Origin of the sequence: Streptomyces sp. NPDC001980 (assembly GCF_040296885.1) — a bacterium.
Lineage (GTDB): Bacteria > Actinomycetota > Actinomycetes > Streptomycetales > Streptomycetaceae > Streptomyces.
In genome coordinates this window covers 145,332-162,056 of record NZ_JBEOYD010000022.1, presented here as the reverse complement: position 1 = coordinate 162,056, position 16,725 = coordinate 145,332, and the positions used below count along the sequence as shown (strand labels likewise).

General features: G+C 70.5%; 16 protein-coding genes and 1 pseudogene. 8 read left to right on the top strand and 9 right to left on the bottom strand.

What is annotated here, in order from left to right; genetic code table 11:
• Positions 1-107: 107 nt before the first annotated feature.
• A complete protein-coding gene (locus ABT137_RS30160) occupies positions 108-2,390 on the bottom strand; it encodes a transglycosylase domain-containing protein (protein ID WP_351714259.1) in 2,283 nt (760 codons plus the stop codon).
• Positions 2,391-2,951: 561 nt separating this feature from the next.
• On the opposite strand from ABT137_RS30160, the gene wblA reads away from it, so the two are divergent.
• Positions 2,952-3,290, top strand: coding sequence for a transcriptional regulator WblA (gene wblA, locus ABT137_RS30155; RefSeq protein ID WP_132856581.1), 339 nt, complete (start codon positions 2,952-2,954; stop codon positions 3,288-3,290).
• Positions 3,291-3,321: 31 nt separating this feature from the next.
• On the opposite strand, the gene bagB is transcribed toward wblA, so the two are convergent.
• Both bagB and bagA read right to left on the bottom strand, forming a co-directional pair.
• Entirely contained in the window at positions 3,322-4,776 is a 1,455-nt protein-coding gene (gene bagB, locus ABT137_RS30150; protein ID WP_351714258.1) for an ATPase BagB, read from the bottom strand.
• On the bottom strand, positions 4,773-5,750 hold the full coding sequence (gene bagA, locus ABT137_RS30145; RefSeq protein WP_351714257.1) for an ATPase BagA: 978 nt from the start codon (positions 5,748-5,750) through the stop codon (positions 4,773-4,775). The genes bagB and bagA overlap by 4 nt, the downstream gene beginning before the upstream one ends.
• Before the next feature lie 107 nt (positions 5,751-5,857).
• On the opposite strand from bagA, the gene sp36 reads away from it, so the two are divergent.
• The 4 genes from sp36 to ABT137_RS30125 all read left to right on the top strand — a co-directional run bounded on the left by sp36 (position 5,858) and on the right by ABT137_RS30125 (position 8,321).
• On the top strand, positions 5,858-6,013 hold the full coding sequence (gene sp36, locus ABT137_RS30140; RefSeq protein ID WP_181806301.1) for a Sp36 family protein: 156 nt from the start codon (positions 5,858-5,860) through the stop codon (positions 6,011-6,013).
• Positions 6,013-6,477 (top strand): RidA family protein, encoded by a 465-nt coding sequence (locus ABT137_RS30135; RefSeq protein ID WP_351714256.1) that lies wholly within the window; start codon positions 6,013-6,015, stop codon positions 6,475-6,477. The genes sp36 and ABT137_RS30135 overlap by 1 nt, the downstream gene beginning before the upstream one ends.
• Positions 6,478-6,600: 123 nt before the next feature.
• Positions 6,601-7,476 (top strand): NUDIX hydrolase, encoded by an 876-nt coding sequence (locus tag ABT137_RS30130; protein ID WP_351714255.1) that lies wholly within the window; start codon positions 6,601-6,603, stop codon positions 7,474-7,476.
• A 2-nt stretch (positions 7,477-7,478) separates the two neighbouring features.
• Complete coding sequence (locus ABT137_RS30125; protein ID WP_351714254.1) at positions 7,479-8,321, top strand: MBL fold metallo-hydrolase; 843 nt, start codon at positions 7,479-7,481, stop codon at positions 8,319-8,321.
• Between the two features lie 151 nt (positions 8,322-8,472).
• Here the strand turns inward: ABT137_RS30125 and ABT137_RS30120 are convergent, their stop codons facing one another.
• Positions 8,473-9,303 (bottom strand): nucleotidyltransferase domain-containing protein, encoded by an 831-nt coding sequence (locus ABT137_RS30120; RefSeq protein ID WP_351714253.1) that lies wholly within the window; start codon positions 9,301-9,303, stop codon positions 8,473-8,475.
• Positions 9,304-9,358: 55 nt separating this feature from the next.
• On the bottom strand, positions 9,359-10,033 hold the full coding sequence (locus ABT137_RS30115) for a Crp/Fnr family transcriptional regulator (protein ID WP_018547939.1): 675 nt from the start codon (positions 10,031-10,033) through the stop codon (positions 9,359-9,361).
• Between the two features lie 276 nt (positions 10,034-10,309).
• On the opposite strand from ABT137_RS30115, the gene nth reads away from it, so the two are divergent.
• From nth to ABT137_RS30100, 3 genes are all read left to right on the top strand, one after another.
• Complete coding sequence (gene nth / locus ABT137_RS30110; RefSeq protein ID WP_502984593.1) at positions 10,310-11,335, top strand: endonuclease III; 1,026 nt, start codon at positions 10,310-10,312, stop codon at positions 11,333-11,335.
• A 100-nt stretch (positions 11,336-11,435) separates the two neighbouring features.
• Entirely contained in the window at positions 11,436-12,140 is a 705-nt protein-coding gene (locus ABT137_RS30105; RefSeq protein WP_351714251.1) for an NUDIX hydrolase, read from the top strand.
• Positions 12,141-12,153: 13 nt separating this feature from the next.
• Positions 12,154-13,353 (top strand): MarP family serine protease, encoded by a 1,200-nt coding sequence (locus tag ABT137_RS30100; RefSeq protein ID WP_351714266.1) that lies wholly within the window; start codon positions 12,154-12,156, stop codon positions 13,351-13,353.
• Positions 13,354-13,390: 37 nt separating this feature from the next.
• On the opposite strand, the gene ABT137_RS30095 is transcribed toward ABT137_RS30100, so the two are convergent.
• The 4 genes and pseudogenes from ABT137_RS30095 to nhaA form a co-directional block, all read right to left on the bottom strand.
• Positions 13,391-13,570: a hypothetical protein gene (locus tag ABT137_RS30095; protein WP_351714250.1), complete on the bottom strand. Its 180-nt coding sequence runs from the start codon at positions 13,568-13,570 to the stop codon at positions 13,391-13,393.
• A gap of 127 nt (positions 13,571-13,697) precedes the next feature.
• Positions 13,698-14,618, bottom strand: coding sequence for an alpha/beta fold hydrolase (locus tag ABT137_RS30090; RefSeq protein ID WP_351714249.1), 921 nt, complete (start codon positions 14,616-14,618; stop codon positions 13,698-13,700).
• Positions 14,615-15,100: a phage holin family protein gene (locus tag ABT137_RS30085; RefSeq protein ID WP_351714248.1), complete on the bottom strand. Its 486-nt coding sequence runs from the start codon at positions 15,098-15,100 to the stop codon at positions 14,615-14,617. Before ABT137_RS30085 ends, ABT137_RS30090 begins: the two co-directional genes overlap by 4 nt.
• 79 nt (positions 15,101-15,179) lie before the next feature.
• Positions 15,180-16,630 (bottom strand): annotated as a pseudogene (gene nhaA, locus ABT137_RS30080) (Na+/H+ antiporter NhaA).
• Positions 16,631-16,725 lie beyond the last annotated feature (95 nt).

The following is a 16,725-nucleotide window of genomic DNA, read 5'->3' as shown; positions in this document are numbered from 1 at the left end:
CGGCGGCAGTTGACCGCCGGGTGAGGCTGACGTGTGGTCGGGACACTACACCACGCACCTCTTCCGAGAGGTGCGGCCCCACCGTCGTACCGGGTCGGAGCGGAAGATCAGCCCCGGTTCCCGCCGTTCCCGTTGCGCCCCCCGTTCGTGTTGCCCTGGATGAAGCCGTCGGGGAGGGAGAAGGTCGGGGTCGGGTTGGTGCCGCCGTCCGTCGTGCCGCCGTCGTTGGTGCCGCCGATGAGACCGCCGATCAGGCCGCCGGTGTTGTCGCCCCCGTTGCTGTTGCCGTTCCCGTTTCCGTTGCCCTTGTTGTGGTCGTTCTCGTCCGGGATGTCGACGAGGTTGAAGGACTCGGACTGCTTGCCCTCCAGGGCGCCCGTCATGGCGTCCTTCCAGATCGGGCCCGGGGTGTCGGCGCCGAAGACCTCGGAGTGGTAGACGCCGCCGATGGTGATGTTGGTCATCTCGATGTTCTGCTTGGCGCTGCCGACCCAGACCGCGCCCGCGAGGTTGGGCGTGTAGCCGACGAACCAGGCGTTCTTGCGGGAGTCCGTCGTACCGGTCTTGCCCGCGCTCTCCCGGTCGTCCAGACCGGCCTGCTGACCGGTACCGGAGTCGATCACACCGCGCAGCAGGGTGTTGATCGTGTCCGCGGTCTTCTCGCTCATCGCCCGCGAGCAGGTCGACTTGGGGACCGGGATGGACTTCTGCTCGTTGCCGACCCTCTGGGTGATCGACTCGATGGCGACCGGCGTGCAGTACATGCCGCGGTCGGCGAAGGAGGCGTACGCGCTCGCCATGGTCAGCGGGGAGAGGCCGATCGCGCCGAGGGCGATGGACGGGGTCTGCGGCAGCTTTGAGCCGTCGCCCTGGTGGACGTGGAGCGAGTCGGTCATCTTGACCACCGGGCACAGACCGATGTCGGAGATCAGCTGGACGAAGTAGGTGTTGATGGACTTCGCCATCGCCTTCTTCATCTGGTACGGCCCGACCTCGGACTCGTTCTCGTTCTGGACCTGCTCGTTGTCCGTGTTGACCCACTGCTTGCCGTCGCACTGCTGCACGGGGCTCGGGTAGTTCATCTTGTACGGCGACGAGTACTCCTGCGTCGCCGACTTGCCGCCCTCGATGGCGGCCGCGGCCACGAACGGCTTGAACGTCGAACCCGTCGGGAAGCCGTAGTTGGAGCCGCCGTAGTCCCGGTCGACCGAGAAGTTGTACTCGGTCTCGTTCTTGTTGTAGCCGTACGGCTTCGACTGGCCCATCGCCAGGATCTTGCCGGTGCCGGGCTCCACGAGGGTGGCGGCGGCCGCAACCGAGTCGGCCTTGTATACGTGGTCCTTGATCGAGCTCTGCACCGAGTTCTGGGCCTGCGGGTCCAGGGTGGTACGGATGGTCAGGCCGCCCTGGTTCCAGAGCTTGGCGCGCGCCTCGCGGGTCTTGCCGAAGGTCGGGTCGGTCAGGAAGACGTTCTCGACGTACTTGCAGAAGAACCCGGCGCCCTTGACCGCGGTGATGCAGCCGTTCTTCGGCTGGGTGACGTGCAGACCCAGCGGGGTCTCCTTGGCCTTGTCGGCCTCCGCCTGGGAGATGTCGCCGAGTTGGGCCATGCGTTCGAGCACGACGTTGCGCCGCTTGGTGGCCTCGGCCTCGTCGTTGACCGGGTCGTAGCGGCTGGGCGACTGGACGATGCCGGCCAGCAGGGCGGACTGCTGGAGGCTGAGGTCCTTGGCGTGCTTGGAGAAGTAGCGCTGGGCGGCGGCCTCGATGCCGTAGGCCTGCTCGCCGAAGAAGGTGATGTTCAGGTAGTTCTCGAGGATCTTCTTCTTGCCGAGCTTCTCCTCCAGCTGGATCGCGTACTTCAGCTCCTTGACCTTGCGGCCGAGAGTCTGCTGGGTGGCCTCGGCGACCTTGGTCGGGTCGTCGCCGGCCTCCTCGATGAAGTAGTTCTTCACCAGCTGCTGGGTGAGCGTGGACGCGCCCTGGGCGACCCCGCCGCTCTGCGCGTTCTTGTTCAGTGCGCGCAGCACGCCCTTCAGGTCGATGGCGCCGTGCTGGTAGTAGCGCGAGTCCTCGATCGCGACGATCGCCTTCTGCATGTACGGCGAGATGTCCTTGAGGTCCACCACCGTGCGGTCACGGGAGTAGACCTGGGCGATCTGGTTGCCCTGGCTGTCCAGGATGGTGGTGCGCTGGCTCAGCTGCGGGCTCTTCAGGTTGGCCGGGATCTCGTCGAAGCCCTGGACCGAACCCTTGGCCGCGAGGCCCAGGGCCCCGGCCGCGGGCAGCGCGATGCCCGCCATCACGGCTCCCGCGAGCACACTGACACCGAGGAACTTGGCGGCCTGCTGCGTGGTCGACAGACCACCGCCCGAGCGCTTCTTTGGCATGGGGGCAGCCTAATCCGTAGTGATGACCGTTCCGGGGGAGCGGGTGGCTCTCGGGATGTTCGAGTGCCGGATCGTGACATAGAGGGCAGGCCGACTTGCCCGGGTCGAGGGCGCGGCAGCGCCGTGCCTGACGGCACGACGACATGAACGGTCTACCTTGCCATTCGCCGGACACACGTACAGGCCTTGGCCTAAGCTGCTCTCAACTGTCACAGCAGTGCGGCCACGTATCAATACGTCCGGCGACCCCGAATCGTTCCGGAACCTGCCCACTTTTTTTCGGGTGAGGTGTTGATGGCGTGTCCGAATCCGCCTCGTGTGTCACTCGGCGTCCGTTGTGGCGCACCACGGCTGTCCTGGTTTGCCGCCATCATCACGCATGTCGCCAGCTCACTCCCGCGGGTGATCTGCCGCTTACCCATAGTCCGTTCGGGCCATTCAAGATTGGGCCCGAAGGGGGTGTTGCGCTGTGCCCACCTTCCGTAACGTCCTCAACTGGCGGCGGTGAATATGCCGCTGCCGCCGTGGGGGAGCCTCGATTCGGGAGAGGACGGCGCCGGTATGGGCTGGGTAACCGACTGGAGTGCGCAGGCTGCCTGCCGCACTACCGATCCGGATGAACTGTTCGTTCAAGGAGCAGCGCAGAACAGGGCCAAGGCGGTGTGCACCGGATGTCCGGTACGCACGGAATGCCTGGCCGATGCGCTGGACAATCGCGTCGAGTTCGGCGTGTGGGGAGGCATGACGGAGCGGGAGCGTCGCGCACTGCTGCGCAGGCGGCCCACCGTGACCTCCTGGCGCAGGCTCCTGGAGACAGCGCGCTCGGAGTACGAGCGGGGGACCGGAATCGTCCCCCTCGACAGCGACGAGGTGTACGAGAACTACGCGGCCGTGAGCTAGACCGGGCAGGTCTACGACAGACCTGACAGGTCTACGGCAGCTCCGGCCGGCCGGCCGCGAGCCGGTCACCGATGTCCCGCAGTCCCGTGAGGTCGTGCACGTCGCCGGGCAACGCGGCCACTTCCACCACGGCCACCTCGGGGTGGCGAGCGGTGAAGCGGTCACGTGTGCGCTGCTCGCGGGAGAGCAGCTGCATGCGCTCGGCGTGCAGCCTCAGCAGGCCTGCGGTGAGCTGGTCGACGGTGCGGTCCGGGCTTTCTGACGACGGGCTTTCTGACGAGGGGGATTCGTCAGTCGTGTCCGCAGTCGTGTCCGCAGTCATGTCCACTGTCGTGTCCGCGGGCCCTGACGAGGGGGATCCGTCGGGCCGGGACTCGGACGGCACGGGCGCGGGTGATTCAGAACTGCCGTACGTGTCGGGAGAGTTACGAAGTCCAGCTTTCCCGCCCCCCTGATCCACAATGCGGGGCTCCTCAAGATTTTCCGCGGCGGCGAGCGCACGCTCGGCCGACAGCCGGACGGCGCCGCTGCCGTGGACCCGGTTGAGGACCAGACCGACCAGTGGCATGTCCTCCGCGGCCAGCCGCTCCACGAAGTACGCGGCCTCGCGCAGCGCGTCCCGCTCCGGAGCCGCCACCACCAGGAACGCCGTACCGGGCGCCTGAAGCAGCTTGTACGTCGCGTCCGCGCGCGTGCGGAACCCGCCGAACGTCGTGTCCATCGCCGCCACGAACGTCTGTACGTCCTTCAGCAGCTGCCCGCCGAGCAGCTTGCCGAGCGTGCCGGTCATCATCGACATACCGACGTTCAGGAAGGCCATGCCCGCGCGGCCGCCGAGCTTCGCGGGGGCCGTCAGCAGGCGGATCAGCCGGCCGTCCAGGAAGGAGCCGAGCCGCTTCGGCGCGTCCAGGAAGTCCAGGGCGGAGCGGGAGGGTGGGGTGTCGACCACGATCAGGTCCCACTCGTCCCGGGCCCGCAGCTGGCCGAGCTTCTCCATCGCCATGTACTCCTGCGTGCCCGCGAAGCCCGCCGAGAGCGACTGGTAGAAGGGGTTGGCCAGGATGGCGGCCGCCCGCTCGGCGTCCGCGTGCGCCTCCACGACCTCGTCGAAGGTGCGCTTCATGTCGAGCATCATGGCGTGCAGTTCGCCGGGGCCCTCGGTGCCCTTCACCTTCCGGGGCACGTTGTCCAGCGAGTCGATGCCCATGGACTGGGCGAGCCGCCTGGCCGGGTCGATGGTCAGCACCACGACCTTGCGGCCGCGCTCGGCCGCCCGCAGGCCCAGGGCCGCCGCGGTGGTGGTCTTGCCGACGCCGCCCGAGCCGCAGCACACCACGATCCGGGTGTCCGGGTCGTCGAGCAGCGCATCGACGTCGAGCGCGGGCGCGTGGGCCAGCCGGCGTGCGCCGTCCTGCGCCGGTTCCTTGGCGGGGTCCTTTGCAGGGTCCGTGGCAGGTTCCTTGGCCGGGTCCGGATCCGGAGTCATGACATCCCCTGTTTCCGCAGCTCGGTGGCGAGTTCGTACAGGCCCGCCAGGTCCATGCCCTCGGCGAGCAGCGGCAGTTCGTGCCGCTCCAGGTCCAGCTCGGCGAGGACCGCGCGCTGCTCGTGCTCCAGCGCGTACCGCTCGGCGTACTCGGCGGCCTGCGCGAGCAGCGGGTCCACCAGCTGCTCGGCCTTCCCGCCGCGCCGTGCCCCGCCGAGCCCGGCCGCCGACAGCGTCTGCGCCACGGCGGTGCGCGGCACGGTCCGTACGAGTTCCAGATCGGCGGCGTCCAACACCTCCGGCCGGACCATGTTCACGATGACCCGGCCCACCGGCAGCCGCGCGGCCCGCAGTTCGGCGATGCCGTCGGCGGTCTCCTGGACCGGCATCTCCTCCAGCAGGGTGACCAGGTGCACGGCCGTCTCCTTGGACTTCAGCACCCGCATCACGGCCTGCGCCTGATTGTGTATCGGGCCGATCTTGGCGAGCCCGGCCACCTCGTCGTTGACGTTCAGGAAGCGGGTGATGCGGCCGGTCGGCGGGGCGTCCATGACGACGTAGTCGTAGATGAACCGGCCGGCCTTGTCCTTCCGGCGCACCGCCTCGCACGCCTTGCCGGTCAGGAGGACGTCCCGGAGGCCGGGCGCGACGGTGGTGGCGAAGTCGATCGCGCCGAGCTTCTTCAGCGCCCGGCCCGCCCCGCCGAGCTTGTAGAACATCTGGAGGTAGTCCAGAAGGGCCAGTTCGGGATCGATGGCGAGCGCGTAGACCTCACCCCCTCCCGGCGCGACCGCGATCTTCCGTTCCTCGTAGGGCAGCGCCTCCGTCTCGAAGAGCTGGGCGATGCCCTGCCGACCCTCGACCTCCACGAGAAGCGTCCGCTTCCCCTCGGTCGCGAGGGCCAGCGCGAGTGCGGCGGCGACCGTCGTCTTTCCGGTCCCGCCCTTGCCGCTGACGACCTGGAGCCTGCTCACATCTTCGAGACTAACCAGTCGGCCGGACACTCACGCGGGAGGCTGTGGATAACCGTGCGTGCGGTGGGCCACGTGTCCCGTCCGTCACAGCGGATACAGTCGGCCACATGACCAAGTGGGAATACGCAACCGTGCCGCTGCTCGTCCATGCCACGAAGCAGATTCTGGACACCTGGGGCGAGGACGGCTGGGAGCTCGTCCAGGTGGTGCCCGGGCCCAACCCCGAGCAGCTCGTGGCCTACCTGAAGCGGGAGAAGCCGTAATGAGTGCCGTCGAGGCCAAGCTGGCCGAACTCGGTCTCGCGCTGCCGGCGGTCGTCCCGCCGCTCGCCGCCTACCAGCCGGCCGTGCGGTCCGGTGCGTACGTCTACACCTCGGGCCAGCTGCCGATGGTGGACGGCAAGCTTCCGGTCACCGGCAAGGTCGGCGCCGAGGTCACCGCCGAGGAGGCCAAGGAGCTGGCCCGCGTCTGCGCGCTGAACGCCCTGGCCGCGGTGAAGTCCGTCGCCGGTGACCTGGACCGTGTCGCGCGCGTGGTGAAGGTCGTCGGCTTCGTCGCCTCCGCGACCGACTTCACCGGGCAGCCGGGCGTGATCAACGGCGCCAGCGAACTGCTCGGCGAGGTCCTCGGCGACAAGGGCGTGCACGCGCGCAGCGCGGTGGGCGTCGCGGTGCTGCCGCTGGACGCGCCGGTCGAGGTGGAGGTCCAGGTCGAGCTGGAGCCGTAGCTGCAGCCATGGCCGCAGTCGCAGCTGCAGTCGCGGACGCGGTCGCAGTCGCAGTCGTGGCCGCGGTCGTGGCCCGCTGAAGCCCCTCTCGAACATTCGCTTCCCACGGGATAGCCTCCGGTAATGGCCGATGGACAGTGGTATCCCCCCGAGTGGCCGGACCGCATCCGCGCACACGCGGAGGGCACCCTCGTGCCGGTGGCCCCGAAGCGTGCGGCGACCGTGCTGCTCCTGAAGGACACCCCGGACGGTCCCGCCGTCCACATGCTGCGCAGATGCGCCTCCATGGCCTTCGCCGGAGGCGCGTACGCGTATCCGGGCGGCGGTGTCGACCCGCGCGACGACGATCACCAGGTCCGCTGGGCGGGCCCCACGCGCGCGTGGTGGGCCGACCGGCTCGGCGTCGACGAGGCGGGCGCCCAGGCGATTGTCTGCGCGGCCGTCCGGGAGACGTACGAGGAAGCCGGTGTGCTGCTCGCCGGTCCTGCCCCGGACGCCGTCGTCGGAGACACCACCGGGGACGACTGGGAGGCCGACCGCGCGGCCCTGGTCGCCCGCGAGCTGTCCTTCGCGGAGTTCCTGGACCGGCGGGGCCTGGTCCTGCGCTCGGACCTGCTGGGCGCCTGGACGCGCTGGATCACCCCGGAGTTCGAGAGCCGCCGCTACGACACCTGGTTCTTCGTCGCCGCCCTGCCCGCGGGCCAGCGCACCCGCAACGCCTCCACGGAGGCCGACCGCACGGTGTGGATCCGCCCGGCGGAGGCCGCCGCCGGCTACGACAAGGGCGAGCTGCTGATGATGCCGCCCACCATCGCCACCCTGCGCCAGCTCCTGCCGTACGCCACGGCCGCCGAGACGCTCGCGGCGGCGCCCGCGCGGGACATGACCCCGGTGCTGGCCCGCGCCCGGCTGGCGGACGGCGAGATCGTCCTGACCTGGCCGGGCCACGACGAGTTCACCAAGCACATACCGACCGACCTGACGACCGGTGGAGCCTGACCATGACGGACGCAGCAGCCCTCCCCGGCCAGCCGCGCGGCGGAGTCCTCCCGGGGCCCGCCACCGCGCGGGCCGTCAACGTGCTGGCGCCCAACGCCTCCGCGATGACCCTGGACGGCACCAACACCTGGATCGTCGCCGAGCCCGACTCCGACCTGGCCGTGGTGATCGACCCGGGCCCGCTGGACGACGGCCACCTCAAGAACGTCGTCGACACGGCCGAGAAGGCCGGCAAGCGCATCGCGCTCACCCTCCTCACCCACGGCCACCCGGACCACGCCGAGGGCGCCGTACGGTTCGCGGAACTGACCGGCACGCGCGTGCGTGCCCTCGACCCGGCGCTGCGGCTCGGCGACGAGGGCCTGGCCGCCGGTGACGTGATCACGACCGGCGGACTGGAGCTGCGGGTCGTACCGACCCCGGGCCACACCGCCGACTCCCTGAGCTTCCACCTGCCGGCCGACCGCGCGGTCCTGACCGGTGACACCATCCTGGGGCGCGGTACGACGGTCGTGGCGCACCCGGACGGCCGTCTTGGCGACTACCTGGACTCGCTGCGAAGGCTGCGCTCGCTGACGGTCGACGACGGCGTCCACACCGTCCTGCCGGGCCACGGACCGGTCCTGGAGGACGCCCAGGGCGCCGTCGAGTTCTACCTGGCCCACCGCGCCCACCGGCTGGCCCAGGTCGAGACGGCCGTGGAGAACGGCCACCGCAGCCCCACCGAGGTCGTCGCCCACGTGTACGCCGACGTGGACCGCTCCCTGTGGCCGGCGGCGGAACTGTCGGTACGGGCCCAGCTGGACTACCTGACCGAGCACGGGCTGATCCAGTCCGAGGTCTAAGCGGGTCCGGCGAGGTCCGCTGCGGTTCGGCAGCGCCCCGTAAGGGGCGCTGGGGGTACCCCCAGCCGAAGGCTGGGGGAGGAACTGCGCGACCAGCCATGACGGCGGCGCAGACGGCAGACGGCACATCGCGGCACTTCCAGCGGAGCGCTCAGTCCCAGCCCTCCGGCCGGGGCGCCTTCACGCCGTGCACGCGCGTGTACTCGGCGGCGAGCCAGGGGCCGAGGTCGTCGACGTACGACCGCAGCACCGCCCGGTCGCCGACCGGCTCGTACCCCGCCTCGGCGGCGCGGCGCAGCTGCTCGGCCCGCTCCGGGTAGTAGCCGGCGAACGCCTCGGCCATCTCCCGCAGATCGCTGGTCCAGCCGTTCCAGCGGGGCATGACGAGGGTGAAGCCGGTGCGGACGAGATTCCGTGACATGAAGCGCACCAGGGGCCGCAGGGCTTCCTCGGTGTCGTCCGCGGCCGCGATCCGGTCCCGCCAGCGCGGCAGGTAGCGGGCCAGGTCGCCGTTGGTCTCGCGGGCCAGCAGCGAGTCGGGGCGGTAGCGGGGCAGGAACTCAGCGAGGTCCTCGCCGAGCAGCGGGGTGCACAGGCAGGCCACGAACCACCCGATGTCGTGGCGCTCCACCTCGCTGAGCACCCGCGCGCGGGAGAAGAGCAGGGTCCCGACCCCGTCGATCTGCGGGAACTCCTTGTCGACGGCCTCACCGAAGGCACGGGCCGCGTCCCGGTCGGCGCCGGTCGGCTCCTCGCGCAGGACGACCACCACGTCCAGGTCGCTGCGCCCCACCCGCGCGGTGCCGCGCGGGATCGAGCCGTTGAGGTAGGCGCTGTCCAGGCGCGCCCCGAAGACGTCCAGGAGCCGGTCGCGGGCGGCGGCGACCACCGGACGGAAGACGTGCGGCACGCGCGCGTGCGAGCCCTCGCGCTCGATGAAGCCCAGGGCGTCGAGACCCCGGGACGCGACTGTTTCAGGCATGGGGAACCGAATACCAGCCCGTCCGGAGCCTACGGCCGCCTCAGAAACCGGCGCCCTACCGGGACCGCTTCGCCAGCCGCTCGACGTCCAGCAGGATCACGGCCCGCGCCTCCAGACGCAGCCAGCCGCGCTGGGCGAAGTCCGCCAGCGCCTTGTTCACGGTCTCGCGGGACGCGCCGACCAGCTGGGCCAGCTCCTCCTGCGTGAGGTCGTGGACGACGTGGATGCCCTCTTCGGACTGCACGCCGAAGCGGCGGGAGAGGTCCAGCAGGGCGCGCGCCACCCGGCCCGGCACGTCGGAGAAGACCAGGTCGGACATGGCGTCGTTGGTCTTGCGCAGCCGGCGGGCGACGGCACGCAGCAGGGCGGTGGCCACCTCGGGGCGCGCGTTCAGCCAGGGCTGGAGGTCGCCGTGGCCGAGGCCCAGCAGCTTGACCTCGGTCAGCGCGGTGGCGGTCGCCGTGCGCGGGCCCGGGTCGAACAGCGACAGCTCGCCGATCAGCTCGCCGGGGCCGACGACGGCGAGCATGTTCTCGCGGCCGTCGGGGGAGGTGCGGTGGAGCTTGACCTTGCCCTCGGTGACGACGTAGAGCCGGTCGCCCGGGTCGCCCTCGTGGAACAGGGAGTCGCCACGCGCGAGGGTCACCTCACTCATGGAGGCACGCAGCTCCGCGGACTGCTCGTCATCGAGCGCCGCGAAGAGCGGGTTGCGCCGCAGAACGTCGTCCACGAGTTCTCTCCTTGTCGACCTGCTCAGGGGATCTTGCTCCCCCTTGGTACCAGGGGACCGTGCTCCCCATTTTGCCGGACGGTCCAAACAGTGTGATCTGTCACAAGGATGCCGCACAGGTGTGCCGAGGTAAGCGGCAGGGGTCCAATCGGGGGCTGATCTTCCGGGTCCGGGGCGGATGTCAGTGCCGGGCTTTAGGCTGGCCGGGTGTCCAAATCGCCGGTGAGAGCACAGGCCAAGGGGGCTGGGCGGGTGGTTGTACGAGGTGATTCCGCTGTGTGCGAACAAGGGTCCGATGCCTCCTCCGGTGAACCGAAGAAGGCGGCAAAAGCGGTGAAAGCCGTGAAGAAGGCGGCGGTGAAGACGACCACGGCGAAGAAGGCTGCGGCGAAGAAGGCGGCGCCTGCGAAGACCGCAGCCAAGCGAGTCGCGTCGGAGAAGACGGCGGCCAAGAAGACGGCGTCCAAGAAAGCGGCGGTCGAGAAGGCCGCCGCCGGGCAGCCGCAGCCGGCCGGGAAGCCCGAGTCGCCGACCGCGCTCGTCCGCCGGGCCCGCCGGATCAACCGCGAGCTCGCCGAGGTGTACCCGTACGCCCACCCCGAACTCGACTTCGAGAACCCCTTCCAGCTCCTGGTCGCCACGGTGCTGTCCGCCCAGACCACCGACCTCAGGGTCAACCAGACCACCCCGACGCTGTTCGCGAAGTACCCCACCCCCGAGGACCTGGCCGCCGCCAACCCGGAGGAGGTCGAGGAGATCCTGCGGCCGTGCGGGTTCTTCCGGGCCAAGACCAAGTCGGTGATAGGGCTCTCCAAGGGGCTGGTCGAGCAGTTCGGCGGCGAGGTGCCGGGGCGGCTCGAAGACCTCGTCAAGCTCCCCGGCGTCGGCCGCAAGACCGCGTTCGTCGTGCTCGGCAACGCCTTCGGGCGCCCGGGCATCACCGTGGACACGCACTTCCAGCGCCTGGTCCGGCGGTGGCGGTGGACCGCGGAGACCGACCCCGACAAGATCGAGGCGGCCGTCGGCGCGCTGTTCCCCAAGAGCGACTGGACCGACCTCTCGCACCACGTGATCTGGCACGGCCGCCGGATGTGCCACGCCCGCAAGCCCGCCTGCGGCGTCTGCCCGATCGCCCCGCTCTGCCCGGCCTACGGGGAGGGCGAGACCGACCCGGAGAAGGCGAAGAAGCTGCTCAAGTACGAGAAGGGCGGCTTCCCCGGCCAGCGGCTCAAGCCGCCGCAGGCGTATCTGGACGCGGGCGGCAGGCCGGCGCCGCCGCTGGGCGCCGTATCAGGGACATGACCCAGGGGTCTTCTCAGGGACGGAGAACGGAACGATCAAGGAGACTTCGGGCGTTGGAACGGGCAGCAGGACGGGGGAGCAGGGCAGGACGGGGGATGCCGTGACACACAGCAAGGCGCAGACGGACGGTCCACGCGGAGGTGTGGCGCTCAGCAAGGAGGGTCTGCCGGAGTGGCTGGACCCGGTGGTGCGGGCCGCCGAGACGGTCCAGCCGCTCCAGCTGAGCCGCTTCCTGCCGCCGGAGAACGGCGCGGGGCGGCAGTCGGCCGTGCTGATCCTGTTCGGCGCGGGAGAGCAGGGGCCCGAGCTGCTGCTGATGGAGCGGGCCGGTTCGCTGCGCTCGCACGCCGGGCAGCCCTCCTTCCCCGGTGGCGCCCTCGACCCCGAGGACGGCGACCTGAAGGCCGACGGGCCGCTGCGGGCCGCTCTCCGCGAGGCCGAGGAGGAGACCGGGCTGGATCCGGCCGGTGTCCAGCTCTTCGGGGTGCTGCCCAGGCTGTACATCCCGGTGAGCAAGTTCGTGGTCACCCCGGTGCTGGGCTGGTGGCGCGAGCCGACACCGGTGGGCGTGGTCGATCCGAACGAGACGGCGCGGGTCTTCACGGTCCCCGTGGCGGATCTCACGAATCCGGCCAACCGGGCCACCGCCGTGCACCCCAGCGGCCACCGAGGTCCGGCATTCCTGGTCGAATCGACCTTGGTGTGGGGGTTCACGGCCGGGGTGATCGACCGCCTGCTGCACTATGCGGGATGGGAGCGCTCCTGGGACCGCGAGAAGCTGGTCCCGCTCGACTGGCGGTCATGACAGGGTGTCCACCGTGAATGTGCTGGACATCCTGTTGCTGGTCGCCGCCGTGTGGTTCGCGATCGTCGGCTACCGCCAGGGGTTCGTCGTCGGCATCCTGTCGGTGATCGGCTTCCTGGGCGGCGGACTCGTCGCCGTCTACGTCCTGCCGGTGATCTGGGACGCGGTGACCGACAACGCCGAGGTGGGCACCACCGCAGCGGTCGTCGCCGTGGTCGTGGTCATCGTCTGCGCCTCCGTCGGCCAGGCCCTGACCACCCACCTGGGCAACAAGCTGCGCCGGTACATCACCTGGTCCCCGGCCCGCGCCCTGGACGCCACCGGCGGCGCACTGGTCAACGTGGTGGCGATGCTGCTGGTCGCCTGGCTGATCGGCTCCGCCCTCGCGGGCACCACCCTGCCGACGCTCGGCAAGGAGGTACGCAACTCCAAGGTGCTGCTCGGGGTGTCCAGAGCGCTGCCCAACCAGGCCGACACCTGGTTCGCGGACTTCTCCGCGGTCCTCGCGCAGAACGGCTTCCCGCAGGTCTTCAGCCCCTTCGCCAACGAGCCGATCACCGACGTCTCGCCGCCCGACCCGGCCCTCGCCGGCAGCGCGGTGGCCACCGGCGCCAAGCAGTCCATCGTCAAGGTGACGGGCACCGCGCAGAGCTGCGGCAAGATCCTGGAGGGCACCGGCTTCGTCTTCGCCGACCGCCGTGTCATGACCAACGCCCACGTGGTCGGCGGCGTCGACGAGCCCACCGTCCAGATCGGCGGCGAGGGCCGCAAGTACGACGCCAAGGTCGTCCTCTACGACTGGCAGCGCGACATCGCCGTACTGGACGTGCCCAACCTGCGGGCCAAGGCCCTGAAGTTCTCCGCCAAGGACGCGGAGACCACCGACAGCGCGATCGTCGCCGGGTTCCCGGAGAACGGGTCGTACGACGTCCGGCCGGCCCGGGTGCGCGGCCGGATCACGGCCAACGGCCCGGACATCTACCACCGCGGCACCGTCCGCCGTGACGTCTACTCGCTGTACGCGACCGTCCGCCAGGGCAACTCCGGCGGCCCGCTGCTCACGCCCCAGGGCAGGGTGTACGGGGTCGTATTCGCGAAGTCACTGGACGACGCCGACACCGGGTACGCCCTCACGGCCGACGAGATCCAGGCGGACATCGCCCGGGGCCGTACCGCGAGCCAGCAGGTGGGCACCGACAGCTGCGCCCTCTAGGAGCCCCGTCCGGGTGCTGCGGGGGTCCTTCGAGGTGTCAGCCGCGGGTATGGCGCAGACGTACCGAGACCCAGCGGGCCCGGCGGCGCAGGATGTGCGGAATCCCCACCCTGAGGTCGGTTCCCGGCAGCTGCGGGGCACCTCCTCGGTGGGAGTTCAGGCCGCCTGTCGTACGGCGGTTGCGGGGTGCGTCACTGTAGTCGTGCGTCCAGCCCATACCCCGACGTCTGCCCCTGCCCCAAGGTCGATAACCTCCCGCACGCCCCTCAATCGGCCTATGCGCCGGGCATGTGGCCGTTCGTAGAACAGGTGTGCAGATCCGGATACCGGGCGCATCGGCGCGGTCACCGATCGGGTTCGGGGTCTTTCAGCCAGTTGACCAGTTCGGCGGAGAAGCCCACCGGATCCTCCTCGTGCGGGAAGTGCCCGAGTCCGTCGAACAGCCGCCAGCGGTACGGCGCTTCGACGTACTCGCCGGAGCCGGCCGCGCTGCGGGTGCGGGTGACCGGGTCCAGGGAGCCGTGCAGATGCAGCGTCGGGACGCGTACCGGGCGCTTCATCCTGCGGTTGAACTGGATGCCGTCCGGGCGTGCCAGCGAGCGCACCAGCCAGCGGTACGGCTCGATCGAGCAGTGCGCGGTGGACGGGATGCACATGGCCCGCTGGTACGTCTCCACCGCCTCGTCGTCCGGCAGCCGCGGCCCGGACCAGTCGCGGATCAGCCGGCCGACCAGCGCGCCGTCGTCTGCGGTGAGCTGCCGCTCCGGGATCCAAGGCCGCTGGAAGCCCCAGATGTAGGAGGCGGCGGCGGTCTGCCGGCGGTCCCGGAGCATCGCCGAGCGCCAGCGCCGCGGGTGTGGCATGGACACCACCGCGAGCCGTCGTACCAGCTTGGGGCGCATCGCGGCCGCCGTCCAGGCCAGGTAGCCGCCCAGGTCGTGGCCGACCAGCGCGGCGTCCGGCTCGCCGAGGGAACGGATCACGCCGGTGATGTCGAGGGCGAGGTTCGCCGGGTCGTAGCCGCGCGGGGTGCGGTCGCTGCCGCCGACGCCGCGCAGGTCCATGGCGACGGCCCGGAAGCCGGCGTCGGCGAGCGCGACCAGCTGGTGCCGCCAGGCCCACCAGAACTGGGGGAAGCCGTGCACCAGCATGACCAGCGGTCCGTCGCCGAGCTCGGCGATGTGGAAGCGGGCGCCGTTCGCGGCGACGTCCCGGTGCGTCCAGGGGCCCTCCGGCCGTACGGCCGAGGGAGCGGGATCCGTCATGAGGTCGAGCGTGCCACAGCCTCGATGGCCGGCACCTCGTCCCGGGGGAGTTCCGGGCGCGGATGCGGCTTGGCGTTCTGCAGCACGCCCGCGGTCTCCTTCATGGACGCGGCCACCTTCTGCGGGCCCTGGCCCTTCTTGGCCTTCTTCGCGAACACCACGCCGACCAGCGCGAGGACGACGGCCACCAGGACGTTCGCCGCGAAGGAGAGCAGGAAGCAGATCGCGAGATTCCAGTGGCTCCAGGTCCGGATGCCGTACGCCAGCGCGAAGTTGAGCATGGGCAGGGAGAACAGCAGCAGCACCCCGGCCGCCGAGAACGCGCCGCCGCTCGTCGCGCCGCGCTTGACGTCCTGCTTCAGCTGGGCCTTGGCCAGCGCGATCTCGTCGTGCACCAGCGCCGACATCTCGGCCGTGGCCGAGGCGAACAGCTGGCCGATGCTGCGTTCGGCACCGACCGGGCTGCCGTCGGGTGCGCTCATCGCGGTCTCCCTCTGCGTCTTCGTCGTCGTCTTCTGTGCCGGCGTTTTTGTACCGGTCCTTTTGTACCGTCTCGTCAGATCATGCCGGACGGTCGCCCTGCTCGCCTGCCCCGCCCGGTACTTCGGCACGCGCGTCCCGCCCGCCGACCCCTAGGAAGCGGCCTTCTCCTCCGCGATCCTGCGGTGTTCGGCGGCCTTCCGTTCGTAGATCTCCGCCATCCGCAGGTGGTACGCCGGGTCGTCCTCCTCGTAGACGTCCGGGATGCCGTCGAGGTCGTCGTCCCGCTCCTCGGCCTCGACCAGCCTGCGGTAGCGGGTGTTGCGTATCTTCAGCAGCACCGTGGCGCACAGGGCCGCGATGAGCGAGCCGGTGAGTACGGCGGCCTTGACCTCGTCGGTGAGGACGGCGTCGCCGGCGAAGGCGAGTTCGCCGATGAGCAGCGAGACCGTGAAGCCGATGCCGGCCAGCGAGGCCACCGCGAAGACGTCCGCCCATTCGAGGTCCTCGCTGAGCGAGGCCCGGGTGAAGCGGGCGGTCAGCCAGGTCCCGCCGAATATCCCGGCCGCCTTGCCGACCACCAGGCCGAGGACGACCCCGAGCGTCTCCGGCTTCGTGAAGACGTCGCCGAGCGCCCCTCCGGACACCTTCACGCCGGCGCTGAAGAGCGCGAACAGGGGTACGGCCAGCCCCGCCGACAACGGCCGCACCAGATGCTCGATGTGCTCGCCGGGGGAGTGCTGCTCGCCCTCGCGGGTGGTGCAGCGCAGCATCAGGCCCATGGCGACACCGGCGACGGTCGCGTGCACGCCGCTGTTGTACATCAGCGCCCAGATCACGACCGCGAGCGGGACGTACACGTACCAGCCGCGCACGCCCTTGCGCAGCAGCAGCCAGAAGACGGCGAGGCCGAGGACCGCGCCGCCGAGCGCGGCGAAGTCGATCCGCTCGGTGAAGAAGATCGCGATGATCAGGATGGCGAACAGGTCGTCGACGACCGCGAGAGTGAGCAGGAAGGCGCGCAGGGCACCCGGCAGCGAGGTGCCGATCACCGCCAGCACGGCCAGCGCGAAGGCGATGTCGGTGGCCGTGGGCACCGCCCAGCCCTGCGTGGAGCCGCCGCCGGCGAGGTTGGTGAGGGTGTAGACGAGCGCCGGTACGGCCATCCCGCACAGCGCGGCGACCACGGGCAGTACGGCCGCCTTCGGGTCGCGCAGGTCGCCTGCCACCAGCTCCCGCTTGAGCTCGATGCCGGCGACGAAGAAGAAGACCGCGAGCAGGCCGTCGGCGGCCCAGTGGGCGACGGAGAGGTCCAGGCCGAGGATCCCGGGGCCGAAGTGGAAGTCGGCGACGCTCTCGAAGCTGTGGTGGAGCGCGGGTATGTTCGCCCAGACCAGCGCGGCTATCGCGGCGACGAGCAGCAGCACGCCGCCGACGGTCTCGGTCCGCAGCGCGTCCGCCACGATGGTCCGCTCGGGCAGCGAGAGCCGCCCGAGGACCTTCCGGACGGGCGCGGTGCGGGGCGGGGACACGGGGAACCTCCGGTCGGTGGGCAGGACGGGGCTACTTGCCGACCAGACTTCCCGGCACACCTTGGGACCACGTTACTTTGCTTAGTTTACCTAAG